The sequence below is a fragment of the Microbulbifer pacificus genome, from assembly GCF_002959965.1.
Classification (GTDB): Bacteria; Pseudomonadota; Gammaproteobacteria; order Pseudomonadales; family Cellvibrionaceae; genus Microbulbifer; species Microbulbifer pacificus_A.
This window is the reverse complement of the sequence record NZ_PREV01000026.1, coordinates 1,549,098-1,563,355: the sequence shown is the minus strand read 5'-3', so window position 1 is coordinate 1,563,355 and position 14,258 is coordinate 1,549,098. Positions and strand designations below refer to the sequence as shown.

At 57.9% G+C, this 14,258-nt stretch carries 11 protein-coding genes; 7 read left to right on the top strand and 4 right to left on the bottom strand.

Translation table 11 applies throughout. From position 1 onward, the window contains the following. Positions 1 to 7 precede the first annotated feature (7 nt). Positions 8 to 244 carry a hypothetical protein gene (locus tag C3938_RS07000; RefSeq protein WP_105102458.1) on the bottom strand — a complete coding sequence of 79 codons (237 nt, stop codon included), beginning with the start codon at positions 242 to 244 and terminating at the stop codon, positions 8 to 10. A 79-nt stretch (positions 245 to 323) separates the two neighbouring features. Between C3938_RS07000 and C3938_RS06995 the strand changes: the two genes are divergently transcribed. After that, the gene (locus C3938_RS06995) at positions 324 to 1,418 is read left to right on the top strand and encodes an aminopeptidase (protein WP_233998699.1); all 1,095 of its coding nucleotides are present in this window, start codon (positions 324 to 326) and stop codon (positions 1,416 to 1,418) included. Here C3938_RS06995 and dtd read toward each other — a convergent pair. Next, complete coding sequence (dtd, locus tag C3938_RS06990; RefSeq protein ID WP_105102456.1) at positions 1,349 to 1,795, bottom strand: D-aminoacyl-tRNA deacylase; 447 nt, start codon at positions 1,793 to 1,795, stop codon at positions 1,349 to 1,351. The two genes, C3938_RS06995 and dtd, sit on opposite strands and share 70 nt — an antisense overlap. A 126-nt stretch (positions 1,796 to 1,921) precedes the next feature. Here dtd and C3938_RS06985 point away from each other — a divergent pair, with 126 nt between their 5' ends. From C3938_RS06985 to C3938_RS06965, 5 genes are all read left to right on the top strand, one after another. Then, positions 1,922 to 4,051: a prolyl oligopeptidase family serine peptidase gene (locus tag C3938_RS06985; protein WP_105102455.1), complete on the top strand. Its 2,130-nt coding sequence runs from the start codon at positions 1,922 to 1,924 to the stop codon at positions 4,049 to 4,051. Positions 4,052 to 4,054: 3 nt separating this feature from the next. Continuing rightward, entirely contained in the window at positions 4,055 to 5,107 is a 1,053-nt protein-coding gene (locus tag C3938_RS06980; protein ID WP_105102454.1) for an NAD-dependent epimerase/dehydratase family protein, read from the top strand. A gap of 196 nt (positions 5,108 to 5,303) precedes the next feature. Then, complete coding sequence (locus C3938_RS06975; protein WP_105102453.1) at positions 5,304 to 6,137, top strand: mechanosensitive ion channel family protein; 834 nt, start codon at positions 5,304 to 5,306, stop codon at positions 6,135 to 6,137. Between the two features lie 96 nt (positions 6,138 to 6,233). Further along, entirely contained in the window at positions 6,234 to 8,126 is a 1,893-nt protein-coding gene (locus C3938_RS06970) for a DUF885 domain-containing protein (protein WP_105102452.1), read from the top strand. A 203-nt stretch (positions 8,127 to 8,329) separates the two neighbouring features. After that, entirely contained in the window at positions 8,330 to 10,648 is a 2,319-nt protein-coding gene (locus tag C3938_RS06965) for a PKD domain-containing protein (RefSeq protein ID WP_158681593.1), read from the top strand. A gap of 78 nt (positions 10,649 to 10,726) precedes the next feature. Here C3938_RS06965 and C3938_RS06960 read toward each other — a convergent pair whose 3' ends face one another. Next, a complete protein-coding gene (locus C3938_RS06960; protein WP_105101347.1) occupies positions 10,727 to 12,406 on the bottom strand; it encodes an NAD-dependent malic enzyme in 1,680 nt (559 codons plus the stop codon). A gap of 236 nt (positions 12,407 to 12,642) precedes the next feature. Here C3938_RS06960 and C3938_RS06955 point away from each other — a divergent pair, with 236 nt between their 5' ends. Then, positions 12,643 to 13,032: an acyl-CoA thioesterase gene (locus C3938_RS06955; protein ID WP_105101348.1), complete on the top strand. Its 390-nt coding sequence runs from the start codon at positions 12,643 to 12,645 to the stop codon at positions 13,030 to 13,032. A 66-nt stretch (positions 13,033 to 13,098) separates the two neighbouring features. Here the strand turns inward: C3938_RS06955 and C3938_RS06950 are convergent, their stop codons facing one another. Further along, positions 13,099 to 14,205 (bottom strand): GGDEF domain-containing protein, encoded by a 1,107-nt coding sequence (locus C3938_RS06950; protein ID WP_105102450.1) that lies wholly within the window; start codon positions 14,203 to 14,205, stop codon positions 13,099 to 13,101. Positions 14,206 to 14,258 lie beyond the last annotated feature (53 nt).

The following is a 14,258-nucleotide window of genomic DNA, read 5'->3' as shown; positions in this document are numbered from 1 at the left end:
TCAGGTCTCAACCCGTCGCGATACCCGCTATGCTGATTAAGCCCAGCACCGCGAGGGCCAGGGCAAACAGCTCCCGGTGAGATTGCCACCGCGGTATCAGAAAAAGCAGGGCGAGGGGTGGCAGCAGCAGGGCGATGATGCCGAACAGAGTAGAATCTGCAAAGCTGATCCGCAGCAGGTAAATCCACAACACGGCACCCAGCACCAGCGCAAATACCAGCGATACAGCGGCAACAGGTGGCATGGACGACTCCCTGAAAAATATCCTACTGCAGACAAAACTAGCTCTTTTCCCTGGGTTTAGCCGACATTGGCGCAGGCTTTTGCTTTTCGCCTGCCTTCTTCTCAGCGGTTGCGAAACCGTCCATTTCTATACCCAGGCGGCGACCGGCCAGTTGAAGATCCTGGCGGGACGCAAGCCCATCGACCGGTTGCTTGCGGATGAGCAGACCGACCCGAAACTTCGCCGTCAGCTGCAATGGGTGCAGTCCATCCGCGCCTATGCCGGAGCAGAACTGCATCTGCCGGTGGGCAGTGCCTACAGTGAGTTTACTCAGCTTGAGGGGGAGTATGCCCTGTGGAATCTGGTGGCGGCGCCGGAATTTTCGCTGTCGCCAAAGCGCTGGTGTTACCCCATTGCCGGCTGTGCCAGCTATCGCGGTTACTTCGATAAGGCGGATGCGGAGGCGCAGGCCGGTCGCCTGCGTGCACAAAATTTCGATGTGTATCTGGGGCCGGTGCCCGCCTACAGCACGCTGGGCTGGTTTGATGACCCGGTGTTGTCGAGCTTTGTAGACTGGCAACCGGAGCGTCTCGCCAGCCTGCTGTTTCACGAGCTCGCCCACCGGCGCGTGTATATCTCCGGGGATACCCAGTTCAACGAGAGTTTCGCCACCGCGGTATCGCGCATCGCGCTGCCAGACTGGCGCCGGCGCCAGGGCATTCCCGCGCCCGGCGTGGAGAGTGTTGCCCAGGCTCAGCGGGTCAACAGCCTGATGGTGAGCGCGCGCAAGCAGCTGCAGCAGATCTACGGTTCGGACCTGAGCGATGCTGAAAAGCGGGAAAAAAAAGCACGCACCCTGCGACAGTTGCGCCATTGTTACCGCGAAGCATCCGCTGGCTGGCAGCAGGATGAGCAATTCACCAAGCTGGTGGAAAAAACCAATAACGCCACCCTGGCACTGGTGAGCGAGTATCAGTCGCAAGTGCCGGCGTTTGTGCAGTTGTACAAAGACAGCGGCAGCAACTGGGACGCGTTTTACACTGCGGTGGAGCAGCTGGGCGCGCTGCCGAAGGAGCAGCGCAATACGCAATTGAAGGCGCTGGGCAAACGCGCGCAGGGGGCTGATCAGGCCTCCAGTAAAAATGTCACCGGGCCGTCGTTGCAGAGTGATACCTGCATGTCCGCGGCGAACTGACCGCCGGCGACGGGTAGCTCGGCGGGCATTGCGGTGCGCGCACGCCGCAGGAAATAGTCGTACAGAGCCTCCGCCTGTTGCGGGCTGGCTCCGCGGCTGAAACTCGGACGCAGGCCCTTCGCGGTTTCTGCCACCAGGGTGAACTGGCTCACCACCAACAGCCCGCCGCCGGCCTGCTGAACATTCAGGTTCATCTTGCCCTGGGGGTCGCTGAAAATACGGTAGTGCATCACCTTGTGCAGCAGCTTGTCGGCGCTCTCTTCCGTATCGCGCGCCTCCACGCCGAGTAGCAGTAAAATGCCGTGGTCGATGGCTCCGACGGATTCACTGCCCACCTCCACTTTCGCGTGTTTTACCCGCTGAATCAGGCCTTTCATCGTAATCCTCTTCTAAACTGCTGTGCGCAACTGGAACCCCGGCGGCGAATCGCCTAGTGTACCGGTTCGACCCCGGACCATCGACCCGACCGCTTTTTTTGCAATACAAAGACCCGGAAGCCACCCATGAACAAATTCGGATTTGCCCTGCTCGCCGCCGGTGTTGCCGCCGCCGCGACCATTGCCGTCGCCGGTAGTGAGAAATCTTCCAGCCACTACCCGCAGACCAAAGCCGTCGCTCAGCAGGACGATTATTTCGGTACCAGCGTCAGCGACCCCTTTCGCTGGCTGGAAGACCAGGACTCGAAACCGGTGAAGGACTGGGTCAACGCGCAGAATGAGTACTCCCTGCCCGCACTAAAGGCACTGCCGGGCTGGCAGAAGATCAACGACCGCCTCACCGAGCTGTGGCAGTACGAACAGTACGGGGTACCGTATAAAAAAGCCGGCCAGGTGTTTTACGAATACAACGACGGCAGCTGGGACCAGAGTGTGTTTTACAGCACCCGCGATATCCATAAAGACGGCGGTGTGGTGCTGGACCCGCGCACACTGAGCAAGGATGGCACCATCGCCGCGAAGAATTACTCCGTCAGCCCCAATGGCCGCTACCTCGCCTACGGTACGTCTGACGGTGGTACCGACTGGACCGATTACCGCGTGCGCGATCTGAAAACCCGCCGCCTGCTGCCCGACCATCTGACCGGGATCAAGTTCAGCGGCGCAAGCTGGGCCAAGGACGAATCCGGTTTCTATTACAGCCGGTACCCGTTCAACAAGGATGGCAGCGCGGACGACAGCAAGCAGGTGGCGGTGTATTTCCACAAGGTCGGTGAGCCCCAGAGCAAGGACCAGCGGATATACGAAATCACCGACCACCCCACCCGCAATCCGGAGGCTCAGGTCAGTGACGACGGCAACTACCTGATCTTTGGTATCTTTGACGGCTACGACAGCAACGGCGTGTATTACAAGGATCTGCGCGATCCCGGGGCCCCGGTGGTCAAGTTGCTGAACGATTGGGATGCGCTCTACAACTATCTCGGCAATGACGGCGAGACGTTTTATTTCGAAACCAATGCCGGGGCCACCAACGGCAAAGTTGTTGCCATTGATCTGGATAAACCGGAAAAATCCAACTGGAAAACCCTGGTGCCAGAGCAGAAAAATGCCTTGCAGAGTGCCAGCCTGATCGGTGGTCGTTTTGTACTGCACTACCTGGAAGACGCGAAATCCAAGGTGGTGGTGACGGACCTCACCGGCAAACAGCAGTACGCACTGAAGCTTCCCGGTATGGGTACCGTGCGGGGTTTTTACGGCGAACCGGATGACGGTGAAACCTACTACGAATTCAGCAATTTCCTCACGCCTCCCAGTATCTACAAACTGGATGTGGCCAGCGGTAAAAGTGAAAAAGTAAAACAGCCGAAATATCCGGCGGACTTTTCCGATTTCAATGTGAGCCAGCATTTCTTCACCAGCAAGGACGGTACCCGCGTGCCCCTGTTCCTGGTGCAGAAAAAAGGCCAGAAAAAAGACGGCAACAATCCCACACTTTTGTATGGCTATGGCGGCTTCAACGCGGCGCAGTTGCCCCAGTTTTACACGCGTTTTGCGGGCTGGCTGGATATGGGTGGCACCTTTGCCATGGTGAACCTGCGCGGTGGCAGCGAATACGGCGGCGACTGGCACAAGGCGGGCACAAAACTGCAGAAACAAAATGTGTTCGACGATTTTATCGGCGCGGCCCAGTGGCTGATTGACGAAAAAATTACTTCAGCGGAAAAACTCGGCATTATGGGCCGATCCAATGGCGGATTGCTTGTCGGCGCGACCGAAGTGCAGCGCCCGGAACTGTTCAAAGTGGCGTTACCTATCGTCGGAGTGCTGGACATGCTGCGCTATCACACCGCGTCCGCGAACGCGCGTCAGTGGTCAAGCGATTACGGCCTGTCCGAAAACAGGGATGAGTTCAACGCGCTCTATGCCTATTCACCGGTGCACAATACCAAAAAGGGAACCTGCTATCCGGCAACCCTGATTACCACCGCCGATCGCGACGACCGCGTTGTGCCCTGGCACAGTTACAAATTCGCCGCCGCGCTGCAACGGGACCAGGGTTGCGACAATCCAATCTACCTGGCAGTGGAAACCCGCGCAGGCCATGGCGCCGGCAAACCGGTGTGGATGCAGGTGGAGGATTTCACCAATCAGTACGCGTTCCTCGCTCATGAACTCGGTCTGGAAGTTCAATAAGTCATGCACGCTTTTGTCACCGGCGGTACCGGTTTTCTCGGTGCCAATCTGATTGAACAGCTGGTTGCCGATGGCTGGCAGGTGACCGCCATGCATCGTCCCGGCTCGAATGTGGCGCGGCTGCGCGCGCTGGGAGCCGCTCCGGTAGAGGCGTCACTGGACGATATCGACGCGCTGCGCGCGGCCCTGCCGGCGGAGCTGAACGCGGTGTTTCATCTGGCTGGCAACACCAGTATGTGGCGCGGCGGCAATGCGCAGCAGTGGCGGGACAATGTACAGGGCTCGGCCAATCTGGCGCGCGCCGCGCGCGAACATTTCACCGCACAGGTTACGGCCGGTAAAGCGCCCGGTCGCATGATCGTCACCAGCTCCATTTCCGCCTACGGCAAGCAGCAAAGTGTGATCAGCGAGGCAAGCCCGAAACTCGCCAATGATTCAAACCACCACTACCACTACTCCAAAATGCACGCGGAGCTCGCGGTGCAGGAAGAGATCGCGCGCGGACTGGATGCGGTGTTCCTGAACCCCTGTGCGATCGTCGGTAAATACGATGTATCGAGCTGGGCACAGACATTTTTCCTGTTGGCGGAAAACCGGTTGCCGGGGGTTCCACCGGGCAGCGGTTCTTTCTGTCACGCGGGGGCGGTGGCGCGCGCGCATATCAATGCCTTCCATCGCGGGCGCCGCGGTGAGAACTATATCCTCGCGGGTACCGACGCCAGTTTTCTCGAATTTTTCGGCATCATTGCCCGTCTGGTGGGTGTTCCGGCGCCGCGCCGCACGACTCCCGCATTCGCCATCCACATCATCGCTGCGCTGTCAGATCTCACATCGCGGGTAACCGGTCGCGAGCCGGCGGTAACGCCGCAGAAAGCCAGTATGCTCACCAGTCGCATGGTGGCGGACAGCCGTCGCGCCGAGCGTGAGCTGGATTACCGCAGCGATGTCAGCCTGGAAGAGATGCTGCGCGAGTCCCGCGATTGGCTGGTGGCAGAGGGTTTGCTGCAGCTCGCGGGGCGAGAGTCGCCACACACCGGAATCAGGAAGGGTACATGAATCGCAGTAATCTCATTTTCATCCTCGTTGCGACCCTGCTGGTGTTGCAGTTGATCCAGCATTATTTCTTTTCCGGCGGCGCACAGTAGGCGGAAAATTTCCGTGGGAAAACGCGCATACGTTGTGACTAGTCGGCGTCGGCATTGTTACCGTATCCTTGTGTCAATTTTTGGCAATCGCTAGGGGAGGTGTACTGGTGGATGGACTGAAAGCGCAACTGGAAGAGCTGTGGCCGCTGGTGATGGATGTGGGGCTCAATGTGCTGTGGGCCCTGTTGGCGATTCTGGTGACCTGGATTGCGGCAAAGATTGTCGCCCGCGGCGTCAATCGCCTGAGCGAGCGCGGCATCGATGAGACTCTGATCCCGGTGCTGGAAACCCTCGCGGTATGGGGCACCTATGTGGTGGGTGGCCTGGTGGTGCTGGATATTTTCGGAGCCAACACCACCTCCCTGGTGGCATTGCTGGGCGCCGCTGGCCTGGCCGTCGGTCTCGCTCTGAAAGACACCTTGCAGTGTATCGCCGCCGGCTTCGTGCTGCTGGGACTGCGTCCGTTCCGCGTGGGTGAAACCATCCAGTTCGGCGGCACCATCGGTACCGTGCGCAAGATCGGTCTGTTTACCACTGAGCTGGATACCCCGGATGGCCTGCGCATCTCCGCACCCAATGACAAGGTGTGGGGGGAGACCCTGACCAACTTTACCCGCAATTCGAGCCGCCGCATCGAGATCATCGCCAGTATTGCCTACGGCGATGATGTTGAAACCGGTATGAATGTGTTGCGCACACTGGTGGCCAATGACGCCCGTATTCTCGCCGACCCCGAGCCGAGTTACGCGGTGCGCGCCCTGGCGGACAGTTCGGTGAATCTGCACCTGCGCGCCTGGGCAAAGACCGAGGAATACTGGGATGTGTACTGGGACCTGATGAAAAAACTCAAGCCGGCACTGGAAGCGGAAGGCCTGACCATCCCATTCCCGCAGCGTGAACTGCATATCGTGGACGCCGCGCAGAAACAGCTGGCGAAGTAGGCGCGGGGCGATGAGCGCGGTTGATCCCGCGAGCATATCCATAGAATATCCAAAAGATTTTTCTCGATTTCATTCCTGAGCAAAGAGGCAGAAATTATGCGCAAAGCGCTCCTGAGTCTGGTGATTGCATCCGTGGTTGCAGGTTGTCAGCAGGCAGAAGAACCTAAAAAAGAGGCACAGCTGGAATCCGGTGCGGTAGCGACGGAGCAGCAGGCGGCCAACCCGGCTTCGGTTGCGGAAAGCGAGCAGGAGGCGGAGACCAAGCGCCTCGGCGAATGGTTCGACACAAAATATGAAGAGGAGCTGCAGTTCAGCCCGGTGCAGCTCAGCTACTTAGGCCGCAAGGAGCAGTACGACAAGATCGACGATATGAGCAAGGCCGCCGACGAGCGCGAACTGGCCTGGAAAAAAGCCACCGTCGAGGAGATGAAGCAGAAGTTCGACTACGACAAGCTGAGCACCATCGGCAAGGAGTCCTACGACCTGTGGATCCAGCAGTACGAGCAGGAAGCGGCCAATCAGCCATTCTGGGATTACAGCTATTTCGCCAGTGAACTGGGCGGTCCGGAAGCGCAGTTCCCCACCTTCCTGATCAACCAGCACAAGGTGGACAGTGAACAGGACATGCGGGACTACATTACCCGTATCGGCGGTATCAGCAGCGCACTCGGTCAGATGCTGGTGCGTGCGCAGGACTCCGCCAAGGCCGGCGTACGCCCGCCGCGTTTCGCCTATGATCTCGCCATCGAGCGCGCGCAGAAGGTCACCTCAGGCCAACCGTTCGGCGACGGAGATGACGCCCCGTTGATGGCGGACGCGAAGAAAAAAATCGCTGCTCTGAAAGATGCCGGCACGATCGACGACGCCACCGCCAAGGACCTGCAGGGGCAGGTGGAAAAAGCTCTCACCGGTCAGATGAAGCCCTCCTACGATGCCTATATTGCCTGGCTGAAACAGGATCGCGCCAATGCGGACGAGGAGCCGCAGGGCGTATCCAAACTGCCAAACGGCGAAGCCTTCTACAGCAACCGCCTGGCCAACTACACCACCCTGCCGCTGACGGCAGAGGAAGTCCACCAGATCGGTCTCGATGAAGTGGCGCGTATCCGCAAGGAAATGGAAGGCATCAAAGACCAGGTGGGCTTCAAGGGCACGCTGCCGGAGTTCTTCGCCTTCATCCGTACCGACGACCAGTTCTACTATCCCAACACCGATGAGGGCCGGGAGAAATACCTGGAAGAAACCCGCGGATACCTCGCCGATGTACATAAAAAACTGCCGGAGTATTTCGGTATTCTGCCCAAGGCGGATCTGGTGGTGAAGCGTGTGGAAGCCTTCCGTGAAGTGCCCGGCGGCGCCCAGCACTATGTGCCCGGTACCCCCGATGGCAAGCGTCCGGGCACCTACTATGTGCATATGTCCGACATGAGCGCCCTGTCCACTACGGATATGGAAACCGTGACCTATCACGAGGGCAACCCCGGTCACCACATGCAGATTTCCATCGCCCAGGAGCTGGAGGGTATTCCACAGTTTCGCACCCAGGCCCACTTCACGCCGTACGTGGAGGGGTGGGCGCTGTATTCCGAGAAGCTCTCCAAAGAGATGGGCCAGTTCCAGGACCCCTACCGGGACTTCGGCCGCCTGACCGCAGAAATGTGGCGGGCCATCCGCCTGGTGGTGGATACCGGCATGCATGCCAAAGGCTGGAGCCAGGAGCAGGCCGTACAGTACTTCCTGGATAACTCCGCGATTCCGGAGGGCGCCGTGCGCTCCGAAGTGCGCCGCTACCTGACCGTCCCCGGCCAGGCCACCGCGTACAAAATCGGCATGCTGAAAATCGAAGAACTGCGCGGCAAGGCGGAACAGCAGCTTGGTGACAAGTTCGACATCCGCGCCTTCCACGATACCGTGCTCGGTGGCGGCGCGCTGCCGTTACCGCTGCTGGAAAAGCGTGTGGATAACTGGATTGCCAGTGTGAATAGCTGATAGCAGCATATGTGATGTACATGGCGGGCCATAGTGCCCGCCATTTTTTTTGCCTAAAAAATAGCCTGCGACGCCATGCTTCTGAGGTATTTGGCGCCATTTTCGTTTAAAAAAGGATAGGCGCGACTCAATGGCTCTGTACCCCTGCCCGTGTGCCGCCATCAAGAAATTCATAGATACCCGAGGTGGTTGGAGAGTGAACAATGAGGGTAAATAACAAACACTTTGGGTGCGCGGCGTTGCTTCTTGCCGGTCTACTGCTCACTGCCTGCGGCGGTGGAGGCGGTAATGGTGGCGGAGATCCGGCGTCCACAAACCTGCCCCCGACAGTGACGGCCGCTCCGGTTTCGATACCGGAAGGTGCGACAGTCTCCGTCGTTGCGACGGCTTCCGACGCTGATGGCAGCATTGCCTCGTACCGTTGGCAACAGAAATCTGGTGTTGCCCTCGCCTTGAGTGCCACGGATACGGCGACCATTTCGATTACTGCACCTGAGGTCACTGCCGATTCAACGGCTGTGCTGGCCGTGACCGTAACCGACAATGACGGCGCACAGGCAACCGCTGAATTAGTGGTCACCATTCTCGCGGGCACCACCAGCTTCACCGTAACCGGTCTTGTCACCGATAATCCGGTAGCGGATGCCGAGATCGAGTTTCATGTGGGAACCCAGGTATTCTCCACCAGGGCGGACGCCTCGGGGCGTTACTCCATTGCGCTTGATGTTGATGACAGTAACCTCTCGGAAGTCATCCGTGCGGAAGCAACCAGCAGTAATCCCGAACTGAAGCTGGTATCGCTGCTGGGAGATGTGGCGTCGGTGCTGCAGGACGCAGGCGAAGATGGCATTCTGACCCGTGGCGAAAATCTGTCGGTAAATATTTCCAATCTCACCACGGCGTTGGCGGCACAACTAGAAAGAGGCGTGCCAGGCAGTATCACCTCTCAACGTGAAATGATCGAGCGCACAAAAACGCTTGACGGAAATATGGTTTTCCAGCTGGCGACGCTGATCAAACTTGTGCTGGACTATTCCGACAATACGGCAGTCGCAATGCCGGAGAATATCGCCGACACCTATGCGCTCGCTTCTGACAACTTGGTAGCGGCCGAGCTGGTAGCGCGTGTTCAGCGAGAAGACGCCTCCGTCTATCAGGCCGCAATGAATGCGATAGCCGCCGATAACGAGCTGGTGGCAATACAGCCCCCAACCAGTAGTACTACAGAGGACACTTACTACTTCACCACGACGTCCATTATGCAGATGCCTTTTGAAAACGCAGTTTCTGAGCATTTCGGTTACCGGTTGCAGGTGGATGCAGATGGTAAAGGCATCCTTTCCGGTCGTCAGAGAAAACGAGAAATAAACTGGAATATCAATGCCGACGGAATGGTGATTTCCGGGGGCGAAGTGGTGGTGGATACCCGGCAGTGGTATGACAGCTATTTTATCCGGGATGTAGTTGAAGAAACCGTTGTCCGCCCACGTTCCATCAAGTGGCTTGCCAGTGGTTCCGATGTTGATTGGCTGCTTATCACCCTGGAAAAATTTATCCGCTACCCTAATGGCGAATATCCCTCTACGGATCCGGATTTCATCACGGGTGCGACGGTGGCGATACGCGAGAAAGGAATTGTCGAAGCAAAAAACGTACTGCCGATGGGCTTGGCGATCAGTGTGCCGCTGCCATTTGTTCAAGGGGAAGTCACCGACCCGTCAACGGAATATCCAACGCCCGAGTTATCTGTCCAGGCGGTTCAGTTAATTTTTAATGGCAGCGTAGAAACCGGTGGTAGTGTCACCATCAACAAGGATTCCATTTCCGGCAGTGGTAAGCCTTCTCAAACACAGCTGATTTCCTCATGGACAATAGACGAAAGGGGACATCTCCAAATTACAGACCTGTTCGGATACCCTGCAGAGCTGGTGTTCCTGCAGCAAAGTAAACCGAAGGCGCCGATCATGTTTGTGGAACTGAATTTCGGTGCCGAGCAGGCTTCTATTGTCCAACCGGCTTATCTGAGGGAAGCACCGGCCTGGACTGCTGAACGCGCAATTGGAATTTATCAGTACTCTGTGAATTTTTTCTGGCCGCTGCAACCCTTCTGGTTTGAAGTCAATGCAGATGGAAGCGCGTTAACGGTTTCCGGCTGGGACGAAAACAATGACGGAGAACTGACCGAGAATGAGTTTGCGAAAATGCCGGGGCTCTGGCAGATCAACTCCGAAGGAAATCTGATCATTCGGCGATACGTCTCAATATATGGAGGGTTTTGTGCCCCGGTCAGTTGGAATCCCGCACCGACGGAAGACTGCGTTCTTTATCATGAGCGGGAGTGGGTGTTGCACCAGGAATCAGCAGATGGCGGTGTTGCCCTGCGCCACTATCATCGCTACTTCCATTTCGGTATGGATGAGCATTCGAGCCCAGTTGATGACGAACACCTCCTGATGGATGCAATCATTTCCAATACCTACTATGAGCGGGTGTCGGAACGACCTTATCCCATCAGTCAGTAATAGCATCCAAGTTTGTCGAAACAAAAAACCCATGGAATTCCATGGGTTTTTTGTTTGCACTATGCGTCCTGGCAGAAATCAGAAGGCCCGACGACGGTAGCGGCGGTAATCCGGATGCCAGAAATTCTTTTCGATGTTTTTCTCGAGTTTTTCCTCGGTAATACCCGGTGCCACACCGTCGGCCTGCGCCTGTTTGCCAACAGCCAGTGCGATGGCCTTGCCCACTTCGCGGATCTGCGACAGTGGCGGCAGCAGTGCACCGCTGCCCTCTTTCACCACCGGCGCATTTTCCGCGAGTGCGTTGGAGGCGGCCATCAGCATGTTTTCCGTTACCCGATTGGCGCCGGCGGCGACGACACCGAGGCCGATACCGGGGAAGATGTACACGTTATTGCACTGGGCGATGGGGTATTTCTCGCCATCCAGCTGTACCGGTTCAAACGGGCTGCCGGTAGCGACCATGGCCTCGCCTCGGGTCCACTCCAGTACCTCCTGAGGCGTGGCTTCGGCGCGCGAAGTGGGGTTGGACAGCGGCATCACCAGCGGGCGCTTGCAGCCTTTGTGGAGTGCTTCGATCACGGGCTGGGTGAAGAGGCCACCCTGGCCGGATACGCCGATGAGGATGGTGGGTTTCACCTGCTCGATCAGGGTCTGCAGATCCCACTCCGGTGCCTGAGGGTATTTCCCGGGGCTGTGTGCGAGTTTCTGCTGGAAGTCATGCAGGCCCTTCATGTTGTCCATGACCAGACCGTAGCGGTCGAACATGAAGAGTCGTTCGCGTGCTTTCTCCTCCGACAAACCGTCGTTGACCATGGCCGCCACCACCTGTTCGGCAATACCGCAGCCGGCAGAGCCGGCGCCGACCACAAGTACTTTCTGTTTCGACAGCTTCTCGTCCTTGGCCTTGCACGCGGCGAGCATGGTACCGAGTGCCACCGCGGCAGTGCCCTGAATATCGTCGTTGAAGCAGCACACCTTGTCGCGATAGCGCTTCAGCAGCGGCATGGCATTGGTCTGGGCGAAATCCTCGAACTGGATCAGCACCTTCGGCCAGCGGCGTTTCACCGCGGCGATGAATTCCTCCAGGAACTCGTCGTACTCCTCCTGGGAAATACGCTCGTTGCGCCAGCCCATATACATGGGGTCGTTCAGCAGGGTGCGGTTGTTGGTGCCCACGTCCAGCATCACCGGCAGAGTGTAGGCGGGGCTGATACCACCGCAGGCGGTGTACAGGGACAGCTTGCCGATGGGAATACCCATGCCGCCGATGCCCTGGTCGCCAAGGCCGAGGATGCGCTCGCCGTCGGTGACTACGATGACTTTTACATTTTCCTTGGTGGCACTGCGCAGGATGTCGTCCATATGTTTGCGGTCCGGGTAGGACACAAACAGACCGCGGTGATTGCGGTAAATATTGGAGAACTCTTCACAGGCCGCGCCCACAGTGGGGGTGTAGATGATCGGCAGCATTTCTTCGATGTGCTGCTCGATCAGACGGAAAAACAACGTTTCGTTGTCGTCCTGAATGGCGCGCAGATAGATATGGCGTTCGAGATCCGTACGACACTGCTCATACTGGTGATAAGCGCGGCGCACCTGCTCGTTGATATTTTCCACATTGTTTGGCAGCAGACCGATCAGGTTGAACTCGATGCGCTCCTGCAATGTGAAGGCGCTGCCCTTGTTGAGCAGGGGGATTTCCAGCAGCGAGGGACCGGCGTGGGGGATGTACAGGGGGCGTTTGTCTTTCTGACTCATAAATCTATTCTGGTCGGTAAATTGCCGCTTATCGGGTGCGGGAAGCAATAAATCAGAGTAGCGGATTTGACCGGGGATTTTACGCGCACTTGACCAGATATGCCGCAGTGGATTGCAAATGCCAACATTTGTCCGGGTTTTTCGCGATTTATGGCAGATGATCTCTGGATGATGGGGGCGCCGGCTGATTAAATCTGTGCTGGCGTTTTCAACCAGATTCAGCGAGAGAAAATTCGATGTTCAGTTATCAGGTAGAGCCCCGTTTCAGCGAAACTGACGCCCTCGGGCACATCAACAACACGGTGGTGCCGGTATGGTTCGAGCAGGGGCGCACGCCGATCTTCCAGCTGTTCAATCCGGATCTTTCCCTGGGTAAATGGAACCTGATCCTGAAAAAAATGGACGTGGATTTCGTTGCCCAGATCTATCTGTTCTCACCGGTAGAAGTGAAAACGAGCCTGAGCGCGGTAGGCAATACGTCCATGACCATCCATCAGGAAGTCTGGCAGAAGGGGCAGCTGGTGGCTCAGGGGGATTGCGTGATGGTGCACTTCGATTATGAAAAGCAGAGTAAGGCGCCGATTCCCGACACGGTCCGGGAAAAACTGCTTCAGCACCTGATCTGAATGTCGTGTTAACAGGCCTCGGTATTAACAGACTCTAACGGGCAAGGTCGCCGTCAGGTGTGCGCTTCAAGCGCTGATCACCTGATTGCGCCCCGCATTTTTGGCGCGGTACATACGGGCATCCGCTTCCGCCAGCAACTGATTCTGTCCGTCCACTCCGCTGCTGCCCTCGGCGACGCCAAAGCTGATGGAAATCATCACGCCCTCTGTATAGGTTTCGCTCAGCGCCTCCACTCTCTGGCGCAGCTTCTCCGCGAGCACGCCGCCACCCTGCACGTCGGTGTTCGGCAGCAGGACCAGAAACTCTTCTCCGCCCCAGCGCGCAACCACATCATCTGCGCGTGTATTGTCCCGCAACACCTGCGCTACATCCCGCAATACCCGATCGCCGAAGCTGTGGCCGAAGGTATCGTTGATGGCCTTGAAACTGTCGAGATCGCCGATCAGCACCGTGTAACGGCCCGCCAGCTCGCGGTTGCGCCGCTCGAGCTCATTGATGGCTTTGTAGGCCTCGCGACGGTTGGCGAGACCGGTGAGGGCATCGGTACAGGCGTGGTTTTCCAGTTCCGCAGTGAGCTTGTGCAGCATCTGCTGGGTCTGGTGACGGCTGCTGTCAAGAATCGCGGTGAGTGCGGTCAGGGCCCCAAAAATAGCGATAAAGCGCGCGCGGTGGCCGGTGTCGTAGTGGGCCAGCAGGCCGGGGAAATCCGGATAGAACAGAATCAGCGCGGTGGCGCCGCCGACAAAGCCGAGGGTAACCGTACCCCACTTGTAGCCGTACAGATTGATGAACCCGGGCACCAGCATCACCGCCCACATCAGGCCGGTGTTGTTCACACCGCCGGACAGCAGCAGGTAGAAATAGAGCACCAGCAGCAGCGCCCCGACGAGAACGGGGGTCTTGCGGCTGGGGCCGGCGATATTCACACCCACATAGGCACCGAGGATGACCGCAGTTACCGCAAACAGGGTACCGGCGAGAAACAGGTCCGGCGCCATCAGCGCGATTACCCCCATGGCGCCGGTGATCGCCAGGGCGAAGATCAGCATGTAACCGGAAGCCTGGATACGGCGGCGCAACTCCAGGCCCATCACCTGGGCAATGGGATCATCAAAATCCGGGCTGTGTGAATTGGCGCTGGCGCGCTGATTGAGCGATACAGAAGTTTCCATCTTTCCTGGTCTTGTTTGAATTGTCATTGCGGCCGTTTCCCTCGGCCTTCATA

What these genes read in the sequence shown, in the direction of transcription:
- C3938_RS07000 (WP_105102458.1), bottom strand. Translation starts at nt 244, where the DNA reads ATGCCACCTGTTGCCGCTGTATCGCTGGTATTTGCGCTGGTGCTGGGT.
- dtd (WP_105102456.1), bottom strand. Translation starts at nt 1,795, where the DNA reads ATGAAAGGCCTGATTCAGCGGGTAAAACACGCGAAAGTGGAGGTGGGC.
- C3938_RS06985 (WP_105102455.1), top strand. Translation starts at nt 1,922, where the DNA reads ATGAACAAATTCGGATTTGCCCTGCTCGCCGCCGGTGTTGCCGCCGCC.
- C3938_RS06980 (WP_105102454.1), top strand. Translation starts at nt 4,055, where the DNA reads ATGCACGCTTTTGTCACCGGCGGTACCGGTTTTCTCGGTGCCAATCTG.
- C3938_RS06970 (WP_105102452.1), top strand. Translation starts at nt 6,234, where the DNA reads ATGCGCAAAGCGCTCCTGAGTCTGGTGATTGCATCCGTGGTTGCAGGT.
- C3938_RS06965 (WP_158681593.1), top strand. Translation starts at nt 8,330, where the DNA reads ATGAGGGTAAATAACAAACACTTTGGGTGCGCGGCGTTGCTTCTTGCC.
- C3938_RS06960 (WP_105101347.1), bottom strand. Translation starts at nt 12,406, where the DNA reads ATGAGTCAGAAAGACAAACGCCCCCTGTACATCCCCCACGCCGGTCCC.
- C3938_RS06955 (WP_105101348.1), top strand. Translation starts at nt 12,643, where the DNA reads ATGTTCAGTTATCAGGTAGAGCCCCGTTTCAGCGAAACTGACGCCCTC.
- C3938_RS06950 (WP_105102450.1), bottom strand. Translation starts at nt 14,205, where the DNA reads ATGGAAACTTCTGTATCGCTCAATCAGCGCGCCAGCGCCAATTCACAC.